This window comes from Sorangium sp. So ce117 (assembly GCF_051524395.1).
GTDB classification, from domain to species: Bacteria; Myxococcota_A; Polyangia; order Polyangiales; family Polyangiaceae; genus Sorangium; species Sorangium cellulosum_B.
On record NZ_CP150309.1, the window covers coordinates 10,428,655 to 10,445,199 of the forward strand.

Sequence of the window (16,545 nt, forward strand, 5' to 3'; positions counted from 1 at the left end):
AGCGGCCCCTCACACCACCGAGAAGCGCCCATGCGGGCGCGAATCCCGAGCGCGCGGCGGCGGACGGCGCAGCAGCAGGCGCTCTGCAGAGTCCACGACGAGCTGCAGCAGCATGTCGGCCTGCGGATTGACCGCGCACTCCTCGCTGTCCCAGCGGAAGCGCAGCTCGACGGTCTCGCCCTCGAGTTTGATCGGGAACACCGCGACCACCGCCTCGCGGAGCTGCTGCGGCGTCGCCGCGTCCTGCGCCCAGCTCCAGGGCTTCACGCGCGCGCTGCCGTTGGCCCCGGCGGAGCTCACCTCGAGCGCGACGAGCTTCGCCTCCTCGGCGAAGCGCTCGAGCACCGGGCGCAGCTTGTCCACGCCGCTCGCGGCCTCGATCTCCATCAGCGCCCACGGCACAGCGCGGCGCAGCGCCTCCACGGCGGCCTCGCGGGGGCGCCGGGGGTCCTGCGGCTGCGCCCCGAAGAGCGGGAGCGAGCCCGCCGTGCGCACCACGATGAAGAGCACCACGCTGCAGGCGACGAGGGCGAACCCGATCTCGAGCGAGCGGCCGACATACGCCACCAGCGCGACCACGGTGAACAGCAGGCTGAGCCCATACAGGATCAGCACCGCGCTGCGATGCGAGTGGCCCTTGTCGAGCAGCTTGTGGTGGATGTGCGAACGATCGGCGGCGAAGATCGGCCGGCGAGCGACATAACGCCGCACCATCGCCGAGATCATGTCGAAGATCGGCAGGCCCAGCGCGAGCAGCGGCACCATGACGGCGAGCGCGGTGCCGCCCTTGTGCGTGCCCACGCCGAAGAGAGGGATCGCGGCCAGCATGAACCCAAGGAACATGCTCCCGGTGTCCCCCATGAAGATCGTCGCGGGGTGAAAGTTGTGAAACAGGAACCCCACGATCGCGCCCGCGAGCGTCGCCGCGAGCAGGCAGATCACCATGTTGCCGGGGTAGCCGCCGAGGTACGCGGTGATGAAGTTCGCGACGCAGGCGAAGAAGCCGACGCCCGCCGCGAGCCCGTCGAGCCCGTCGATCAGGTTGACCGCGTTGATGATGGCGACGAACCACGGAATCGTCACCAGGAACGAGAGCGGCCAGAACGATACATGCCCGAAGTACGGCAGCGTCACGCACTCGAGGCGGAGCCCGAAGGCCCAGGCGATCGACGCGACGAGGACCTGCGCGGCCAGCTTGTGCCGCGCGCGCATTCCCTTCGTATCGTCCCAGGCGCCGACCGCGGCGATCGCCAGCCCTCCAGCCAGCAGCCCCACCACCAGCGAGTGCTGCGAGAACCACATCAGCCCGATCTGCGTCCCCAGCGCGGCCAGGATGAACAGCGGCAGCACGAAACCCGCCACGATCGCGAGCCCGCCCAGGCGCGGGACGCACCGCGTGTGTACGCGCCGCGCGGTCGGTTCATCCACTGCCCCCACCGTCACCGCCAAACGGCGCGCGAGCGGCGTCGCTGCCCACGAGAGCACCAGCGCCAGAATAACCGCCGTGAGCGTACTTACCATCGCTCGCTCCTCTGGAAATCCCGCATCCCTAAGGTGCGGCGCGGCGGGCGACATTCATAGCTCATCACCATGGCGGACAGCCCGTTGTTGGTGCGCACCTAGTACCCCAAGTCAGCACACGGAACAACCCAGGAGCAGGCTTTGGAATCCGGCGAGGGCCTGGAACTTTCCTCCGCCGCTTACATTTTACAGTCACATTGTACAATTTTACCTGTGAGTGTTTACTGTGGTGCGTCGCCCTGATGACAATGTCGTTATGCCGGCCTCGGCCGTAGCGGGGTTTGCCGTGCAAGCGGAAACGCCTTCACCGAAACAGAGACGTGGCCTCGGCGGGCCCTCCTCGTCCCCGCTGGGCTTGAAGCCCCTCGCGAGGCGCGTGGCGCTCCGTAGCAGCGATGGATCCCGCGCCTGGTGTGCGCTTTCTGGCCCGAGACTCCATGGTGTGATGGAGTCGGGCCATCAGCTCTTTTCGGCGACGCAGAAGATGTACGGGGACGTGACGGCGTTCGGTCGGGGAGCCAGGCCGCGCGCGTCGAGCGCCCAGACGAGCTCAGCAACGGCAGAGGCAGCGCCGACCGCCGGTAGGCGGAGCCAGCGCGACCCGATGCTGCCCACGCCGAAGAGGCTGACGTCCAGCGGAAGGATGTAGTCGCTCCGCAGCACATGGAGGCCCGCGTCGCGATGCGCCTTCACCAGCGCCTCGCGGTCCAGCGGAACATGAACGTCGTAGGTGGGCCTGTCGGTGACCTTGGCCACCCACCCCACGAGCCCGCGCATGTTCGGGATCTCCGTGACGATGCGCCCGCCTGGGCGCAGGTAGCGCGCGCATGCGCGGAGGCAGCCCGCCGTGTCCTCGAAGTGCTCGACCACGCCGAGCGACACCACCGCGTCGAAGGCGCCCACGAAGCGCTCCGGCGGCTCGAACAGATCGGCGCACACGATCTCTCCAGGGATGCCGGCGCTCGCGAGGATGTCCCGCTCCTGCGCGCAGCCAATCTCGGTATAGTCGAGCCCGCTGACCTGAAAGCCAAACTCACGCGCGAGGTAGGGGAGCCAGGCGGAACGACCACAGCCGATCTCCAGCAGGCGTTGCCCCTTCGTCTCCATGCCCTCGAACGCGCGAACGAACTCCCGATGAAATGCCTGGCGCACGTATTGCCGAAACCCACGCGCATGCGGATCCACCGGCTTTGGGAGCGACCGGTTCGACCACACTTGATTCCAATGCGCTTTTCCTGCCTTGTCTCCGGCCGACGACGCCGCGTTGCTCATCACGTCCTCGCTAGGGCAGGGCCGCCGGCGGGGCGGATGCCTCGCGAAAGGAATCACGGTTTCCCAGCTCGGTCCAGGACAAATCTGGACGAATTGTCGCAGCGCGGCACCCCGGGCGCTCCCCGGCCGGGCGAAGCCAGCGCGCCCATGGCCATGCGGGCCCGCACGGGCCACGCGCGCCATGGACGCGCGCCATGGAACAGAGCGCGCATGGAGATGCGCCCGGTCACGCGGTCGGGTCGACCCGATCCCGCGGATCAGGCGCTCGGGTTATCCAGCTCGTAGTACTTGAGCTTCCTGTCGGACGCGATGATCCTGAACGGGTTCCCGGCGACGACGGAGTTGGACGGCACGTCCTTGTTCACGACGCTGTTGGCTCCGATGATCACGTTATCCCCGATGACGATGTCGCCGAAGATGGCGCTCCCCGCTCCGACATAGACGTCGTTGCCCAGCCGTGGGACGCCCTGGCTGCCGAAGTTTCTCCCTATCGTGACGTTCTGGCAGACGAGGCAGTTGTCGCCGATGACCGTCCTCGTGTGGAGCACGACCCCCAGCCCCCAGTAAGCGAGCCTGAAATTCGCCCCGATCGTGGCCGAGGAGGGGACGAAGACCGCGAACACGAACCTGTTCAACCACGTGATGAGCGTGGCGACGAAGGTCAGGTTGTTCCGATAAAAGAAGTTTCCCAGCCGATACAGCAGCACAGAAGGATTCTTCATAGCGTCGACAACAGGTCTCTGAACTTGGTCACGGCATGACCCATCCTGTTGGTCTGCCTCACCCTCTCGAGCGAGCGCCGCGAGAACTCCTCCAGCAGCGCCGGCTCGCGGAGGACGGTCAGGACCGCCTCGGCGATCTGGCCCGGGCTCCCGACGTCCACCAGGAGCCCATTTCTCCCGGACACGACGAGATCGTTCACTGCGCCCACCCTGCTGGACACGACGGGGACCCCGAGGGCCATGACCTCCAGCAAGGCGTTCGGGAACCCTTCGCTGTGCGAGGTGAACACGCACAGATCGAAGGACGAGATGACCTCGTTCTTGTCCGTCGAGAGCCAGCCCATGTACTCGGTGTTCTCGAGCTGGTTCTCGGAGATGAACCTGCGCACGTCGTCCAGCTCGCTTCCGTCTCCGTAGATCTTGGCGCTGACCGAGGCGTTCGCCCGCTGCAAGAGGAGCATGGCCTCGAGGAAATCGTAAATACCCTTCTGCCGCTCGATCCGGTTGAAATAGAGCAGCCTCAAGGGCCTGTCCATGGCTCGAGGGTATGCCTTGTGTTCCACGTCGCCGAAGCTGGAGTCGGGCAGCCAGTTCTCGATGACGACGAGTTTTTCCCCATATTTCTCGGGGACCAGGCTCTGGAAGAAGCTCCGCCAGGTTTCGCTCTGGCATATCACGACATCGCAGGATCTCACGACGGCGCTCAGGTACGACCTGTACAGCCTGCTCCTGGCGACGTTGTCGACGATCGGCCCCGAGCGAGGGAAGATGGCGACCTTCTTGCCGAGCAGCTTGCCGAGGAGCCCGATCGACCCCTTTTCGACGAAGCTCAGCCCCGAGCTCGAGAACAAGAGGACCGCATCCACCCTCGAGAAGAGCAGCGCCCTGACGCACCTCAGCACCCTCGGCGCGATCCTGTGCAGCCTGCGGCGCACCGATTGCACCCGGATGCTGTCGAGGGTGGAGTCGACGAGGAGGAAATCGAAATCATCTTTCAGATCGCTCTCGATCAGAGAGCGACAAGCAAAGTACTGCCCACCCATCTTCCCGTCAGCCGGGGGATTGAACGAGCCCACGAACAGGATTCGTTTCTTGTCTGCCATCGCGTCGCTATCGTCGCGGAGGTGATACCATACCTGTGCGGCGATGGATGGCGGGAACGCCCGCTCGTCGAGCCCCGCGCCGACAGCGCCGGATCGTCACCGAACGGCCCGCGATCCCAGGAAAGCAGTCAGCCTGCCTCGGCACAGGGCGGTGGAGGCGGGCTCTGCAGGCGCGCCCTCCCGCCGCCCCGACCCGCCGCAGCGCGGCCGTCTCTCGCGGCCGCGGCCGGCGGCCCGGGAGGTTGCTCCTCCGGCACCTCGAGCGGCCGCCGATTCCGCCTCCTTCCGCTGTTTCACGCTGGCCCCGTACGACCCGGTTGACAGTCTTGGCGCTCCGACCTACAAGGTCCCCAACCCTCACGCGTACGTAAGGGTCATGGTTTCAACCGAGCACGGTTTCGAGCGCGACGGGCCGATGACCACCCGATGACCACCCGCCACCACCTTCCGCTAGCCCACGAGCAAAGCATCGTGGGGCCCGTCACGTCCAGCACGTCCCGAACGGACGATCTGATGGGGGCTCTCGGTGAAGCCGAGGACGAGGAGCGCCTCCTTCAGGTGGGGGACATCGCCAAGGCAACCGGGAAAACCGTGCGGGCGATCCACCACTACGAAGAGGTGGGGTTGCTCACGCCGCACGCCCGCTCCAAGGGGCGCTACCGGCTCTACGATCACGCGGCCCTGACCCGCGTCCGGTGGATCGGCAAGCTCCACGACCTCGGCCTGTCGCTGAGCCAGATCCAGCAGATCGTCTCGACCTGGGAGTCGTCCCCCTCGGCCCCCGGCGCGATGGCGCAGATCCGCCACGTCTACCAGCAGAAGCTCGAAGAGGTGCGGGAGCAGGTCGCGCACCTCAAGACCCTCGAGCACGAGCTCGTGGCGAGCCTCGCCTACCTCGACACCTGCGAGGCGTGCGACCCGGCAGAGCTCGTCGCCGCCTGTACGAACTGTAACCTCCACGACAAGAGCACGGCTGAGCCCGAGCTCGTCGCCGGGATCCGCGGCAATGGGCATTGCCGCCACGGCTCGAATCACCGCTGAGCGAGAAACACCATGGCTATCCAGCTTCCGATCTACATGGATTACCACGCGACGACGCCCGTCGATCAGCGTGTCCTCGACGTGATGCTGCCGTATTTCAACGGCAAATTCGGCAACGCCGCGAGCCGGAGCCACGTCTTCGGCTGGACGGCCGAGGAGGCGGTCGGCCACGCTCGCGAGACGCTCGCCAGGTTCATCGGCGCCTCGAATCCGAAGGAGATCGTCTTCACCTCCGGCGCGACCGAGAGCGACAACATCGCCATCAAGGGGGTCGCCGAGTTCTACAAGGACAAGGGCAACCACATCATCACGAGCGTCATCGAGCACAAGGCGGTGCTCGACACCTGCAAGCGGCTCGAGAAGCAGGGCTACGAGGTCACCTACCTCAAGGTCGACAAGTACGGGATGGTCGACCCGGACGACGTCGCCCGGGCGATCACCGACAAGACGATCCTTGTCTCGATCATGCTGGCCAACAACGAGGTCGGCACGGTCCAGCCCATCGCCGAGATCGGAAAGATCACGAAATCGAAGGGTATCCTCCTCCACTCCGACGCGGTGCAGGGGGTCGGGAAGGTCCCGTTCAACGTCGAGCAGATGGGGGTCGACCTCGCGTCGGTGACGGCCCACAAGATCTACGGCCCGAAGGGCATCGGCTTCCTGTACGTGCGGAGGTCGAAGCCGCGCGTCCGGATCACCGCCCAGATGGACGGCGGCGGCCACGAGTTCGGCATGCGGTCCGGCACGCTCAACGTGCCCGGCATCGTCGGGTTCGCCAGGGCAGCCGAGATCCTCATGGAGGAGGGCGAGGCGGAGTCGGCGCGCGTCCTGTCGCTGCGCGAGCGGCTGAGGAACCGGCTCTGGAAGGAGCTCGACGCCATCCAGCTGAACGGCTCGCCCGATCGGCGGCTGCCGGGCAACCTCAACGTGTCGTTCAGCTTCGTCGAGGGCGAGGCCATGATGATGGCGATCAAGGACGTGGCGGTCTCGAGCGGCTCGGCGTGCACGAGCGCCAGCCTGGAGCCCTCCTACGTCCTCCATGCGATGGGCATCGGCGACGACCTCGCCCACTCGTCCATCCGGTTCGGGCTCGGGCGCTTCACCACCGAGGAGGAGGTCGACTACGTGGCTGACCTCGTGATCCGGAAGGTGAACAAGCTGCGCGACATGTCGCCCCTCTACGAGATGCACAAAGAGGGGATCGACCTGAACACCGTGCAGTGGGCGGCCCACTGACGAGCGGCGCGAGCGCCGCCGGCCCGACAGAGCAAGGTTTCGAGACGAAAGGAAACGGTCGAGGAGAGAGCCATGGCATACAGCGATAAGGTCATCGAGCACTACGAGAACCCCCACAACGTCGGCACGCTCGACAAGAATGACGAGCACGTCGGCACCGGGCTCGTCGGCGCTCCGGCCTGCGGCGACGTCATGCGCTTGCAGATCAAGGTCGGCGAGGGCGGCGTCATCGAGGACGCGAAGTTCAAGACGTTCGGCTGCGGGTCGGCCATCGCGTCGTCGTCGCTCGCCACCGAGTGGCTGAAGGGCAAGACGATCGACGAGGCCGAGACGATCAAGAACAGCATGATCGCCGAGGAGCTCCACCTGCCTCCGGTGAAGATCCATTGCTCGGTCCTCGCCGAGGACGCGATCAAGAGCGCCATCGCCGATTTCCGCGCCAAGCAGCAGGCGAAGAAGGAGCTCGCGGGCGCGGCGCCTTCGGTCCCCGCCGCGGCCGCCGCGACGGCGAGCGCGGAGTAACAGCGCCGGGGCTTCGGGGCGGAGGCGGCCCGCAGCACCGGAACCGGAACCGGAACCGGAGAAGGAACGACGCATGCAGAGCAGTGAGCAGACCACGACCAAGGCGGCGGACACCGGGCCGCACGCCGCGCACGCCACAACGGCGGACGGCGCGCCCGCGCGCAGCGACGGGGCCTCGGGCGAGGCGGAGGCAAAGCCGAAGCGGACGCTCTCGGTGAGCGACGCCGCGGTGCAGGCCATCCGGGCGCAGCTCGACAAGCGCGGCACGCCCGAGGGCGCCATCCGGGTCGGGATCCGCGGCGGCGGCTGCTCCGGGTTCTCCTACGTCATCGAGTTCGATGACAAGCCGCCCCGGTCCGGCGACCTCGTCCTGGAGTTCGCCGAGCCGGACAAGGCGACCGTGCGCGTCTTCTGCGACAAGAAGAGCATCCTTTACCTGGGCGGCTCGGTGCTCGACTGGGAGAAGACGCTCATGTACCAGGGCTTCAAGTTCAAGAACCCGCACGAGGCGACGCGCTGCGGCTGCGGGCACTCGTTCACGGTGGCCTGAGCCGCCGCAGGGAGCGCCCGCCCCGTCTCCGAGGCGCCTCCCCCAGAGCACGCCATGACCGATCCCTTCGATACCCTGGGCGTCGAGCCGCGGTTCGACCTCGACCTGCGCGCCCTCGAGCAGCGCCACCGCGATCTCTCGCGCGCGCTCCACCCCGATCGCTACGCGGGCGCCCCCGCGGCCGAGCGCCGGCTCGCGCTCGGCCGCGCGATCGAGGCGAACGACGCCCTGCGCGTCCTCAAGGATCCGATCCGCCGGGCCGAGGCGCTGCTCCAGCGCGCCGGGGTCGCGCGGGGCGAGGAGGGCGAGCAGAAGGCCTCCCCCGCCCTGCTCATGGAGATGATGGAGTCGCGCGAAGAGCTCGCCGAGGCGGCGAAGGGGCGCGACCCCGCACGGATCGCGCGGCTCGGCGAGGCGATGCTCGCGCGCGAGCAGGCGACCCTCACGGCGATCCAGGGCGCCTTCGCCGCCGCAGGGAATGATCCGGAGCAGCTGCATGGCGTGCTCGCCTTGCTCAGCGAGCTCCGCTACATCCGGCGATTCCTCGAAGAAGTGAGCGCCATCGAAGAAGAGCTCGCAGATTTGAAATGACCCTCCTCGAAATTTTCGACCCCAAGGCAAGGCCCAGCCCGATCGGCATCGATCTCGGGACGACGAACTCGCTCGTCGCCCGCGTGCGCGACGGCCGCCCGGTGGTCATCGACGACTGCAATGGAGAGCGGCTCGTGCCGTCGGTCGTGCACTACGACGAGCGCGGCCGCGCGGTCGTGGGCGACAGCGCACGGCGGCTCGCGCAGAGCCACCCCCGCGAGACCATCGTCAGCGTGAAGCGCTTCATGGGCCGCGGCGCGGACGATCCGGAGACGCGGCGGCTCGGGCCGTACGAGTTCGCGGAGCCGAAGGGCCCCGAGGACGCGAAGAGCGTGCGCTTCAAGGTGCGGGACGCGGTCGTGACGCCCGTCGAGGTGTCGGCGGAGATCTTGAGGGAGCTCCGCACCTCGGCGGAGCGCGAGCTCCGCTCCGTGGGCGGCGCGGTGATCACGGTGCCGGCGTACTTCGACGACGCCCAGCGGCAGGCGACCAAGGACGCCGGCCGGCTGGCCGGGCTGGAGGTGCTGCGCCTGCTCAACGAGCCGACCGCCGCGGCGCTCGCGTACGGGCTCGACAAGCAGCAGAACGGCCTGTTCGCCGTGTACGACCTGGGCGGCGGGACGTTCGACGTCACCGTCCTCCTGCTCGACAACGGGGTCTTCCAGGTGAAGTCCACGGGGGGCGACAGCTCGCTCGGCGGCGACGACATGGACAGGGCGCTCGCGGAGCGGCTGCTCGAGGAGATGGGCGCGACGCGGCGCACGCCCGAGGTGGTGCGGCTCGCGCTCGACACCGCCCGCAGCATCAAGCACGCGCTGACCGACGCGACGCAGATCGAGATCGAGCTGCCCGTGCAGGCGGCCGAGGCGACGGGCGGCCCGGCGTCGAAGCTGGTCACCGTGACCCGCGACGAGCTGAACGCGCTCATCACGCCGCTCCTGGAGCGCACGGGCGTCGCGTGCCGCCGCGCGCTCCGCGACGCGGGCGTCCAGGTCGCGGACCTCGACGGCGTGATCCTCGTGGGCGGCGCGACGCGCGTGCCCCACGTGCGCGACTACGTGGCGCGCCTCTTCGGCAAGGAGCCGCTCAAGGACATCGATCCGGAGGAGGTCGTCGCGCTGGGCGCGGCCATCCAGGCCGACATCCTGGCCGGCTCGATGGATCGCGCGGACGAGGTGCTCCTGCTCGACGTGCTGCCGCTGTCGCTCGGCATCGAGACGATGGGCGGCGTCGCCGAGAAGATCCTGCCGAGGAACACGACGATCCCGGCGGGGGCGCGGCAGACCTTCACGACCTACGCGGACAACCAGACGGGGTTCGATCTGCACATCGTGCAGGGCGAGCGGGAGCTCGCCGCCGACTGCCGTTCGCTCGCGCGCTTCGTGCTGAAGGGGATCCCGCCGATGCCCGCGGGCATGGCGCGGCTCGAGGTGACGTTCCGCGTGGACGCCGACGGCCTACTCGGCGTGACCGCGCGCGAGCAGACGACGGGGGTCGAGCAGAAGGTCGAGGTCAAGCCGAGCTACGGGCTGACCGACGAGGAGGTCGAGAACATGCTCCTCGCGGCGCTGGACCACGGCGAGGAGGACCTTCTCAAGCGCCGGCTCGTCGAGGCGCGGGTCGAGGGCGAGCGCGTGGCGATGGCGACGCGCAAGGCGCTCTCTGCGGACGCCGATCTGCTCGAGCCAGGTGAGCGCGAGGCGATCGAGGGCGCGCTGAAGGGCCTCGACGCGGCGATCCGCGGCGACAAGCCGGGGCTGATCCTCGCGCGCACGGAGGCGCTCGACGAGGCGACGCACGGGTGGGCGGGGCGGCGGATGGACCGCGCCGTAGCCAGGGCGATCGCGGGCAAGCAGGTCGAGGACGTCGAGGCGAAGGTCGCCGCGGCGAAGGGCGTGGACGCGCACCTGGCCGAGCACGGCGGGGACGACGCGAGCCACGCGCAGGTCGAGGCGGGCGGCGCTGGCGCGGCGAAGGCCGGCGTCGAGGCGAGGAGGAGCTGATGGCCAAGGTCCGATTTCTGGCGCACGGACGCGCGTGGGAGGTCGAGGCCCCGGTGGGCTCGTCCGTCCTCCAGGCGTCGAAGTCCGTGGGCGCGCCCGAGGGCGACGCGTGCGGCGGCGTCTGCGCGTGCTCCACCTGCCACGTCTACGTCACGAAGGGGCGCGAGTTCCTCAGCGAGGCCGAGGAGGACGAGGAGGACATCCTCGACAAGGCCTTCGACGTCCGGTCGACGAGCCGCCTCGGCTGTCAGGCGAAGATCTTGAAAGACGGCGATATCGAGGCGGAGATCTCCCGCGAGAGCCTCGACGCTTTCTACAACGAGCACCCGAACGTGAAGGATCCGCGCAAGGGCTGAGCCCCCGGCGCGCGCTGAACAGCGCGGGCCGACCAGCGCGATCAACCCGCAACGACGGCAGGGACGGCTACGGCGGCGGCCTCACCTTCGCGGTCGCCGGCTTCGGCTCGCGCTGCGCGGGCGGCGGGCGGCGGAGCTTGTCCAGCTCGGTGCTCGCCTCGGTGGCGATGCGCCGAGCGATGTGGGCGAAGGCCGAGGCGGCCTCCCTGGCCGGCGGCGTCGAGACGATCGCGACGAGGTGCTGCGCGGCCGTCTTCCTGCCGATGGGGACGAGGAAGAAGGTCAGGGCGGCGAGGAGGAAGACGACGCCGTTCGTGAGGCGCTTGAAGAACTCGCCGACCACAGGCGCCAACCGTAGATGGAGCGATCGGCCGGGGCCCAGTTCTCGGGAGCCTTTCGCCCTGCCAGCCGGAGGCGCTCACCTGCTCGCCCATGCTCGCGACCACGAGGACGACGTCGAGGAGTTCGAGGAGGCCGCGAAGGAGGCGAAGGACGCCGGCGTGAAGCGCTTCGCCGCCACGGGGCTGGCGCTGCTCCGGGAGCACCTCACGATGGTGAGGCAGGTCTATGACAAGGTGAAGTAGACGTGGCGGCGCGAGCGCGCCGGCCCTGCGCGGCGTGGCCGGCGCACGGCGGCCGGCGCGCTCAGACGACGACGCGCGCCGCGCGCTCGGGCCTCTCCGCTGGCGGCGGGGTCGTCCTCGACCTCGCCGCGCCGCGGACGGGCGCGAGCTTGCCACGGAGCTTCTGGTACGCGGCCGTGTCGACGGGCTCGCCCCGGACCCAGGTGCGGATGAACGGCGCCACCCCGGACTCCCAGGCAGCGCCGAGGCGGAGCGCGAGGAACTCGCCGTAGAGCGCTGTGAAGAGCGTCTCGAGCTCCTCGATGAGGTACATGCGCTCGTAGAACTGCTCGTCCGCGGCGTCCTTGACGACGCTCGGGATCTTCACGCCCGAGAGCGAGAACGCGTCGGCGTTGAACAGGAAGGCATACTCGAGCTCTCCGCGCGTGACGCGGACGCGCGCGTGCGACGGGAGCTTGCCCTGGCGCAGCGCCTCGTGGGCCTCGGGGGCGCTGCTCGGCGCCGCGCCCTTGAGCCGGCTCTGCTCCTTCTCCTGGACGAGCGTGATCTGCCCCTCGAGCCAGAGCTCGCAGACGCCGAGGGCGTCCAGGGAGAAGCGGCCCTCGAAGAGCTCGCTCTCGAACCAGAGCCAGACAAGGAATTCGCGGCCGACGAAACGGCGCTGCTCGATCAGCTCAGCGAGGCTCACAGGGCACCTCGAAGGGTGGATTCAGCGTGGAAGACCGTGGGCTTGAGCAGCTCGAACGCGGCCAGCTGCTCGGCCGACAAGCCGAGCTCACGGGCGGCGGTGTACGGGCTCTCCGGCACGAGATCGAGCTCGAAGGTCTCTTCGAAGAGCTCCGAGAGCCCCTCGTGCGCGCGCGGCGACTGGTTCCAGAACCGGACGACGCCGGCCTCCAGGTTCCAGGACAGATCCACGACCTTCATCACCGGCATGAGCTGCGCGCGGAGCTTCCTCGACACGACGGCCCGGAGCTCCTCCTTCTCGCGCCGCCCGAGCTTCTCGCGCCCGCGCTTCGCGAGGTGCTCCCGCTCCGCCTCGGCGAAATGCGCCTTGAAGAGCGCCGAGGGCACCTGCCAGCGATCGGTCCTGAGGCCGAGGTTGATGTACGAGTTGAAGAAGATCTTGCCGTGATCGAGCTCGCAATCGAGCGGATTCTCGATGGAGCACCACCCGGCGCGCTGCTCCGCGTCCTCTTCGACCGTGAGTGGCCGGAACGCGCGGAGCTGGATTCGCTCGACGAACCTGTCGCGGAACCCCTCGGTGAGCTCGCCGCGGACATAGAACTTCGAGAATGAGATGGATCCTTTGAGTGCGCCCAAATGATCGTCCTTTCGTCTCGTGAAGGCGCAGGAGGTAGCCGAGCGGATCCAGGGGGTCAAAAAACCGGACGGGGCGCCGCGGCCATCGGGCGGAGAACGACGACGAACGGCGACGAACAGCGATCGCCCCGGCCGCCAGGCGGGCTGGGCAGTGAGGCGCCGTCAGAGCGGCTGGACCAGCGGCGGGCGCAGCCAGCGGCCCGAGAACGGGCCCGTGAGGTAGAAGCGATAGTGAAGGAAATACGGCTCTTCGTCGGAACCACAGAAGACGACGGTGGATCGCAGGAAGCGGCCGAAGACGTCGTCGCCGGGCTCCGCAGATGGCCTGTGGCCGATGGCCGGCGCGGGCACCGCTGGAAAGCGGGGCGGCGCGCCCTCCGAGAACCCGCGCGGCACATCGCACGGCGCGGGCGGAAGAGGCACGCGCGCCGCGCCGCCGCCCGGGTCCGGGGCGCCCGCCTCCTCGGGCGGGACGTCGGTGGCAGCCGCGACGCAGCCCGCCGCGGCGCTCCCCCACGAGGAGAGGAGAACCAGCACACACCACGCGCCGACGCTCGCCCTGGGCACCGTCCTGCCTCCGTCCGAGAAGCGCGAGGTCCGCGGAGCGCCGGCGGTCGTGGCCGGCACACCGCGCCTGCGCGAACGCAGGAGGAGCAACGGCGGTGCCGCGCCGCCCGCGAAGCAGGGGCGCACCGGGCGCGCTCAGGGAGAACGACGGCGGCGGGCGCGCTCGTAGGACGGACGGTCAGACGTTGAAGAGGAAGTGCGCGACGTCGGCGTCCTGGAAGACGTACGTCTTGCCCTCGACGCGCAGCTTGCCTGCGGCGCGGATGGCGGCCTCGGTCCTGTGCTCGACGAGGTCGTCCACCTTGTAGACCTCCGCCCGGATGAAGCCCTTCTCGAAATCGGTGTGGATGACCCCCGCGGCCTGCGGCGCCGTGCACCCGATCGGGATCGTCCAGGCGCGGATCTCCTTGGGACCGGCCGTGTAGTAGCTCTGGAGGCCGAGCAGCCGGTAGGCCTCGCGCGCGAGCGTCGAGAGCGCCGGCTCCTTCATGCCGAGGCTCTCGAGCATCTCCTTGCGCTCGTCGGGCGCGAGCTCGTTCAGCTCCGCCTCGAGCTTGCTGCAGACCGGCACGACGCCGCTGCCCTCGGAGGCGGCGCGCTCGCGCACCTTCGCCGCGAGCGGGCCCGTGCCGGAGACGTCGGACTCGTCGACGTTCGCCACGTAGAGGACCTTCTTCGCCGTGATCAGGCCGAATGTCTTCACGACCTTCCGCTGCTCGTCGTCGAAGGAGAGCCCGCGGACGGGCTTGCCGGCCTGGAGCGCCTCGAGGCACTTCTCCATGAGCGCGATCTTCGGGAGAAGCTCCTTGTCACCCTTGGCCTGCTTCCGCGAGCGCTCCAGCATCCCCTCGAGGGAGCCGAGGTCGGCGAGCATCAGCTCCGTCTCGATCGTGTCGATGTCGCGGAGCGGGTCGACCCCGCCGTCGACGTGCACGACGTCCGCGAGCGTGAAGCAGCGGACGACGTGGAGGATGGCGTCTACCTCACGGATATGACTCAGGAATTTGTTCCCGAGCCCCTCGCCCGTGCTCGCGCCGCGCACGAGCCCGGCGATGTCGACCACCTGCACCATGGCGGGGATGATCTTCTCGCTCTTGATGAACTTCGCGAGCGTCGTGAGCCGGTCGTCAGGGACAGGAACGGCGCCGACGTTGGGCTCGATCGTGCAGAAGGGGTAATTCTGCGCCTCGGCCTTGGCGGCCGTCAGCGCGTTGAACAGGGTGCTCTTGCCCACGTTGGGCAGTCCGACGATGCCAACCTCGACGCTCATGGCGCGCACGTCTAGCACAGGCAGGGTCGCGCGGCCCGGCCCCGTGGGCAGCACCGCGGCAGCGAGATTCCCGGTTTGCCCGCGCCGCCGCCCGCCTTCAGCGCCGCGCGCGGCCGGGCGCGCGGAGGGCGCCGGCGAGGTGGTCGACGAACGCGCGCACCCGCGCGGGCAGGAAGCGCGACGGGAGGTACACCGCGACGACCTGGCGGCGCACCGGGAGCCACCCGGCGAGCACCTCGCGCAGCCTGCCCGCGGCGACGTCGGGCGCGGCGAGGTACGCGGGCAGCTCGGCCAGGCCGAGGCCGGCGCGCGTCGCCTCGAGCACGGCGAGGATGCTGTCGCTGGAGAAGACCGCGGGCAAGCGCGCCGTCGCCGCGGCACCGCCGGGCTCGACGAGGCGGAAGGCGACGTGCGACGCGCCGCCCGCGCCGTAGCGGAGCCCGGCGTGTGATCCGAGCTCCGCCGCGCCGCGCGGCGCGCGGTGGCGGCGGAGGTAGCCAGGGCTCGCGTAGAGCCCGCGCCGATCGTCCTCGAGCGGCCGCGCGACGAGCTCGGCCGGGAGCGCCGAGAGCATGCGCACCGCGACGTCGATGCGCTCCTCGACCAGATCGGCGAGCCGATCGCCGCAGCGGAGATCCACGGTGACGCCCGGGTGCTCGGCCTGGAAGCGCGCGCAGAGCGGGGCGACGCGGCACGCGCCGTAGACCGCGGGCGCCGCGACGCGCAGCGGACCGCGCACCGCCTGGTCGCGCGCGGCGATGTCGCGCTCGAGCGACTCGACGTCGGCGAGGAGCTGCCGGCCGCGCGCGACGTACGCTTCGCCGAGATCGGTCAGCGAGACCCGGCGCGTCGTGCGCTGCACGAGCTGCACGCCGAGCCGAGCCTCGGCGCGGGAGACGGCCTTGCTCACCGCCGAGGGCGTGAGACCCAGCCGCTCGGCCGCCGCGGAGAACGAGCGCAGATCCGCGATCGCGACCAGGAGCCGCAGCGCGTGCGCGGCCTCGGAGGGGTCGATTGATGAACCGATCTCATGAATCGTCGCCTTCACGCGCCGATTGTACGCTCCGGAGATCGGGTTCAGCGCGCGTGCGATGCGGGGGCGTGATCAGCGGGCGAGCGCCCGGAGCCGCCGCGCCGCGATCGCCGCGATCGCAGGGTGCAGCACGAAATGCTGTCGCCCCGCGTCGGCGGCCTGGGGGGCAGGCGTCAGGGTCCCGTCGCGCAAGCCGCGCACCGCGCGACACATGAGCTCGAGCCCGACGCGCTCGACGCGCCTCATCACGGCCGGGTGGTCGTCTCCGGGCTCGAGCGCGAACCGCTCGACCAGCACGACGGGCCCGGTGTCGACGCCCGTGTCGATGAGGTGCACGGTGACCCCGAGCTCGGGCGGGCCGTCCTCGAGGAAGGGCCACAGCGCGACGTCCATGCCACGGTACCTGGGCAAGACGCCCGCATGGGCGTTGAGGACACCGATCCTGGGAATCGCCAGCAGCGGGGCGCGAAGCAGGCCGCCGCCCGCGAACACGATCAGGTCGGGCGCGGCGGCCCGGAGCGCGGCGAGCGACCGCTCGTCGTTGTGGTTCTGGACCACGTGGAACCGCGCGCCGATCGCCGCAGCGACGTCTCGCAGGGACGCCCCGGGGAGCCCCTCCTCGGCGGCGATGTCCCGCACCGATCGCTCCCCCTCGCGGGGGGACGAGAGGCTGCCGACCAGGACCTTGCCGGTGACCTTGGCGAGCACGCGGCCGGGCGTGGTGAGGCGAAGCTCGTCGCGGAGCCGGTCGAGCTGGTAAGGCGCTCGCAGCAGGACGTCGGTCAGCTCGATGCCGTCGGTGCGACCGAGCCGCCACGCGAGCAGCCGCGCGTACATGCTTGTATGCACGG

19 protein-coding genes are annotated in these 16,545 nt (G+C 69.5%); 8 read left to right on the forward strand and 11 right to left on the reverse strand.

Features of this window, described 5'->3' with window-relative positions:
* Positions 1-9: 9 nt before the first annotated feature.
* From WMF46_RS39060 to WMF46_RS39075, 4 genes are all read right to left on the reverse strand, one after another.
* The gene (locus WMF46_RS39060; RefSeq protein WP_437904525.1) at positions 10-1,521 is read right to left on the reverse strand and encodes a glycosyltransferase family 4 protein; all 1,512 of its coding nucleotides are present in this window, start codon (positions 1,519-1,521) and stop codon (positions 10-12) included.
* Positions 1,522-1,980: 459 nt separating this feature from the next.
* On the reverse strand, positions 1,981-2,673 hold the full coding sequence (locus WMF46_RS39065; RefSeq protein ID WP_437981870.1) for a class I SAM-dependent methyltransferase: 693 nt from the start codon (positions 2,671-2,673) through the stop codon (positions 1,981-1,983).
* 377 nt (positions 2,674-3,050) lie between these two features.
* Positions 3,051-3,515, reverse strand: coding sequence for a serine O-acetyltransferase (locus WMF46_RS39070; RefSeq protein ID WP_437981871.1), 465 nt, complete (start codon positions 3,513-3,515; stop codon positions 3,051-3,053).
* Positions 3,512-4,618: a glycosyltransferase family 4 protein gene (locus WMF46_RS39075; protein WP_437981872.1), complete on the reverse strand. Its 1,107-nt coding sequence runs from the start codon at positions 4,616-4,618 to the stop codon at positions 3,512-3,514. Before WMF46_RS39075 ends, WMF46_RS39070 begins: the two co-directional genes overlap by 4 nt.
* 513 nt (positions 4,619-5,131) lie before the next feature.
* Between WMF46_RS39075 and WMF46_RS39080 the strand changes: the two genes are divergently transcribed.
* The 7 genes from WMF46_RS39080 to WMF46_RS39110 all read left to right on the forward strand — a co-directional run bounded on the left by WMF46_RS39080 (position 5,132) and on the right by WMF46_RS39110 (position 10,917).
* A complete protein-coding gene (locus WMF46_RS39080) occupies positions 5,132-5,659 on the forward strand; it encodes a MerR family transcriptional regulator (RefSeq protein ID WP_437981873.1) in 528 nt (175 codons plus the stop codon).
* An 18-nt stretch (positions 5,660-5,677) separates the two neighbouring features.
* Positions 5,678-6,895, forward strand: coding sequence for an IscS subfamily cysteine desulfurase (locus WMF46_RS39085; protein WP_437987988.1), 1,218 nt, complete (start codon positions 5,678-5,680; stop codon positions 6,893-6,895).
* A gap of 72 nt (positions 6,896-6,967) precedes the next feature.
* A complete protein-coding gene (gene iscU / locus WMF46_RS39090) occupies positions 6,968-7,417 on the forward strand; it encodes a Fe-S cluster assembly scaffold IscU (protein WP_437545245.1) in 450 nt (149 codons plus the stop codon).
* A gap of 73 nt (positions 7,418-7,490) precedes the next feature.
* Positions 7,491-7,967: a HesB/IscA family protein gene (locus WMF46_RS39095; protein WP_437981874.1), complete on the forward strand. Its 477-nt coding sequence runs from the start codon at positions 7,491-7,493 to the stop codon at positions 7,965-7,967.
* Between the two features lie 54 nt (positions 7,968-8,021).
* The gene (gene hscB, locus WMF46_RS39100) at positions 8,022-8,558 is read left to right on the forward strand and encodes a Fe-S protein assembly co-chaperone HscB (protein WP_437981875.1); all 537 of its coding nucleotides are present in this window, start codon (positions 8,022-8,024) and stop codon (positions 8,556-8,558) included.
* Positions 8,555-10,561, forward strand: coding sequence for a Fe-S protein assembly chaperone HscA (gene hscA, locus WMF46_RS39105; RefSeq protein ID WP_437981876.1), 2,007 nt, complete (start codon positions 8,555-8,557; stop codon positions 10,559-10,561). Before hscB ends, hscA begins: the two co-directional genes overlap by 4 nt.
* The gene (locus tag WMF46_RS39110) at positions 10,561-10,917 is read left to right on the forward strand and encodes a 2Fe-2S iron-sulfur cluster-binding protein (protein WP_437981877.1); all 357 of its coding nucleotides are present in this window, start codon (positions 10,561-10,563) and stop codon (positions 10,915-10,917) included. Before hscA ends, WMF46_RS39110 begins: the two co-directional genes overlap by 1 nt.
* 67 nt (positions 10,918-10,984) lie before the next feature.
* Here the strand turns inward: WMF46_RS39110 and WMF46_RS39115 are convergent, their stop codons facing one another.
* A complete protein-coding gene (locus tag WMF46_RS39115; protein ID WP_437545253.1) occupies positions 10,985-11,260 on the reverse strand; it encodes a hypothetical protein in 276 nt (91 codons plus the stop codon).
* On the opposite strand from WMF46_RS39115, the gene WMF46_RS39120 reads away from it, so the two are divergent.
* Complete coding sequence (locus tag WMF46_RS39120) at positions 11,241-11,501, forward strand: DUF4142 domain-containing protein (protein ID WP_437981878.1); 261 nt, start codon at positions 11,241-11,243, stop codon at positions 11,499-11,501. The genes WMF46_RS39115 and WMF46_RS39120 overlap by 20 nt on opposite strands.
* Before the next feature lie 61 nt (positions 11,502-11,562).
* Here the strand turns inward: WMF46_RS39120 and WMF46_RS39125 are convergent, their stop codons facing one another.
* From WMF46_RS39125 to WMF46_RS39150, 6 genes are all read right to left on the reverse strand, one after another.
* The gene (locus WMF46_RS39125; protein WP_437981879.1) at positions 11,563-12,189 is read right to left on the reverse strand and encodes a hypothetical protein; all 627 of its coding nucleotides are present in this window, start codon (positions 12,187-12,189) and stop codon (positions 11,563-11,565) included.
* Complete coding sequence (locus WMF46_RS39130) at positions 12,186-12,824, reverse strand: hypothetical protein (protein WP_437904532.1); 639 nt, start codon at positions 12,822-12,824, stop codon at positions 12,186-12,188. Before WMF46_RS39130 ends, WMF46_RS39125 begins: the two co-directional genes overlap by 4 nt.
* Before the next feature lie 162 nt (positions 12,825-12,986).
* Positions 12,987-13,451: a hypothetical protein gene (locus WMF46_RS39135; RefSeq protein ID WP_437981880.1), complete on the reverse strand. Its 465-nt coding sequence runs from the start codon at positions 13,449-13,451 to the stop codon at positions 12,987-12,989.
* A gap of 118 nt (positions 13,452-13,569) precedes the next feature.
* Positions 13,570-14,661 carry a redox-regulated ATPase YchF gene (gene ychF / locus WMF46_RS39140; RefSeq protein ID WP_437981881.1) on the reverse strand — a complete coding sequence of 364 codons (1,092 nt, stop codon included), beginning with the start codon at positions 14,659-14,661 and terminating at the stop codon, positions 13,570-13,572.
* Positions 14,662-14,758: 97 nt separating this feature from the next.
* Positions 14,759-15,709, reverse strand: coding sequence for a LysR family transcriptional regulator (locus WMF46_RS39145; RefSeq protein WP_437981882.1), 951 nt, complete (start codon positions 15,707-15,709; stop codon positions 14,759-14,761).
* Positions 15,710-15,766: 57 nt separating this feature from the next.
* Positions 15,767-16,531, reverse strand: a complete 765-nt coding sequence (locus tag WMF46_RS39150; protein WP_437981883.1) for a formyl transferase — start codon at positions 16,529-16,531, stop codon at positions 15,767-15,769.
* Between the last annotated feature and the right edge of the window lie 14 nt (positions 16,532-16,545).

What these genes read in the sequence shown, in the direction of transcription:
- WMF46_RS39060 (WP_437904525.1), bottom strand. Translation starts at nt 1,521, where the DNA reads ATGGTAAGTACGCTCACGGCGGTTATTCTGGCGCTGGTGCTCTCGTGG.
- WMF46_RS39095 (WP_437981874.1), top strand. Translation starts at nt 7,491, where the DNA reads ATGCAGAGCAGTGAGCAGACCACGACCAAGGCGGCGGACACCGGGCCG.
- hscB (WP_437981875.1), top strand. Translation starts at nt 8,022, where the DNA reads ATGACCGATCCCTTCGATACCCTGGGCGTCGAGCCGCGGTTCGACCTC.
- WMF46_RS39110 (WP_437981877.1), top strand. Translation starts at nt 10,561, where the DNA reads ATGGCCAAGGTCCGATTTCTGGCGCACGGACGCGCGTGGGAGGTCGAG.
- hscA (WP_437981876.1), top strand. Translation starts at nt 8,555, where the DNA reads ATGACCCTCCTCGAAATTTTCGACCCCAAGGCAAGGCCCAGCCCGATC.
- WMF46_RS39070 (WP_437981871.1), bottom strand. Translation starts at nt 3,515, where the DNA reads ATGAAGAATCCTTCTGTGCTGCTGTATCGGCTGGGAAACTTCTTTTAT.
- WMF46_RS39075 (WP_437981872.1), bottom strand. Translation starts at nt 4,618, where the DNA reads ATGGCAGACAAGAAACGAATCCTGTTCGTGGGCTCGTTCAATCCCCCG.
- WMF46_RS39150 (WP_437981883.1), bottom strand. Translation starts at nt 16,531, where the DNA reads ATGTACGCGCGGCTGCTCGCGTGGCGGCTCGGTCGCACCGACGGCATC.
- ychF (WP_437981881.1), bottom strand. Translation starts at nt 14,661, where the DNA reads ATGAGCGTCGAGGTTGGCATCGTCGGACTGCCCAACGTGGGCAAGAGC.
- WMF46_RS39080 (WP_437981873.1), top strand. Translation starts at nt 5,132, where the DNA reads ATGGGGGCTCTCGGTGAAGCCGAGGACGAGGAGCGCCTCCTTCAGGTG.
- iscU (WP_437545245.1), top strand. Translation starts at nt 6,968, where the DNA reads ATGGCATACAGCGATAAGGTCATCGAGCACTACGAGAACCCCCACAAC.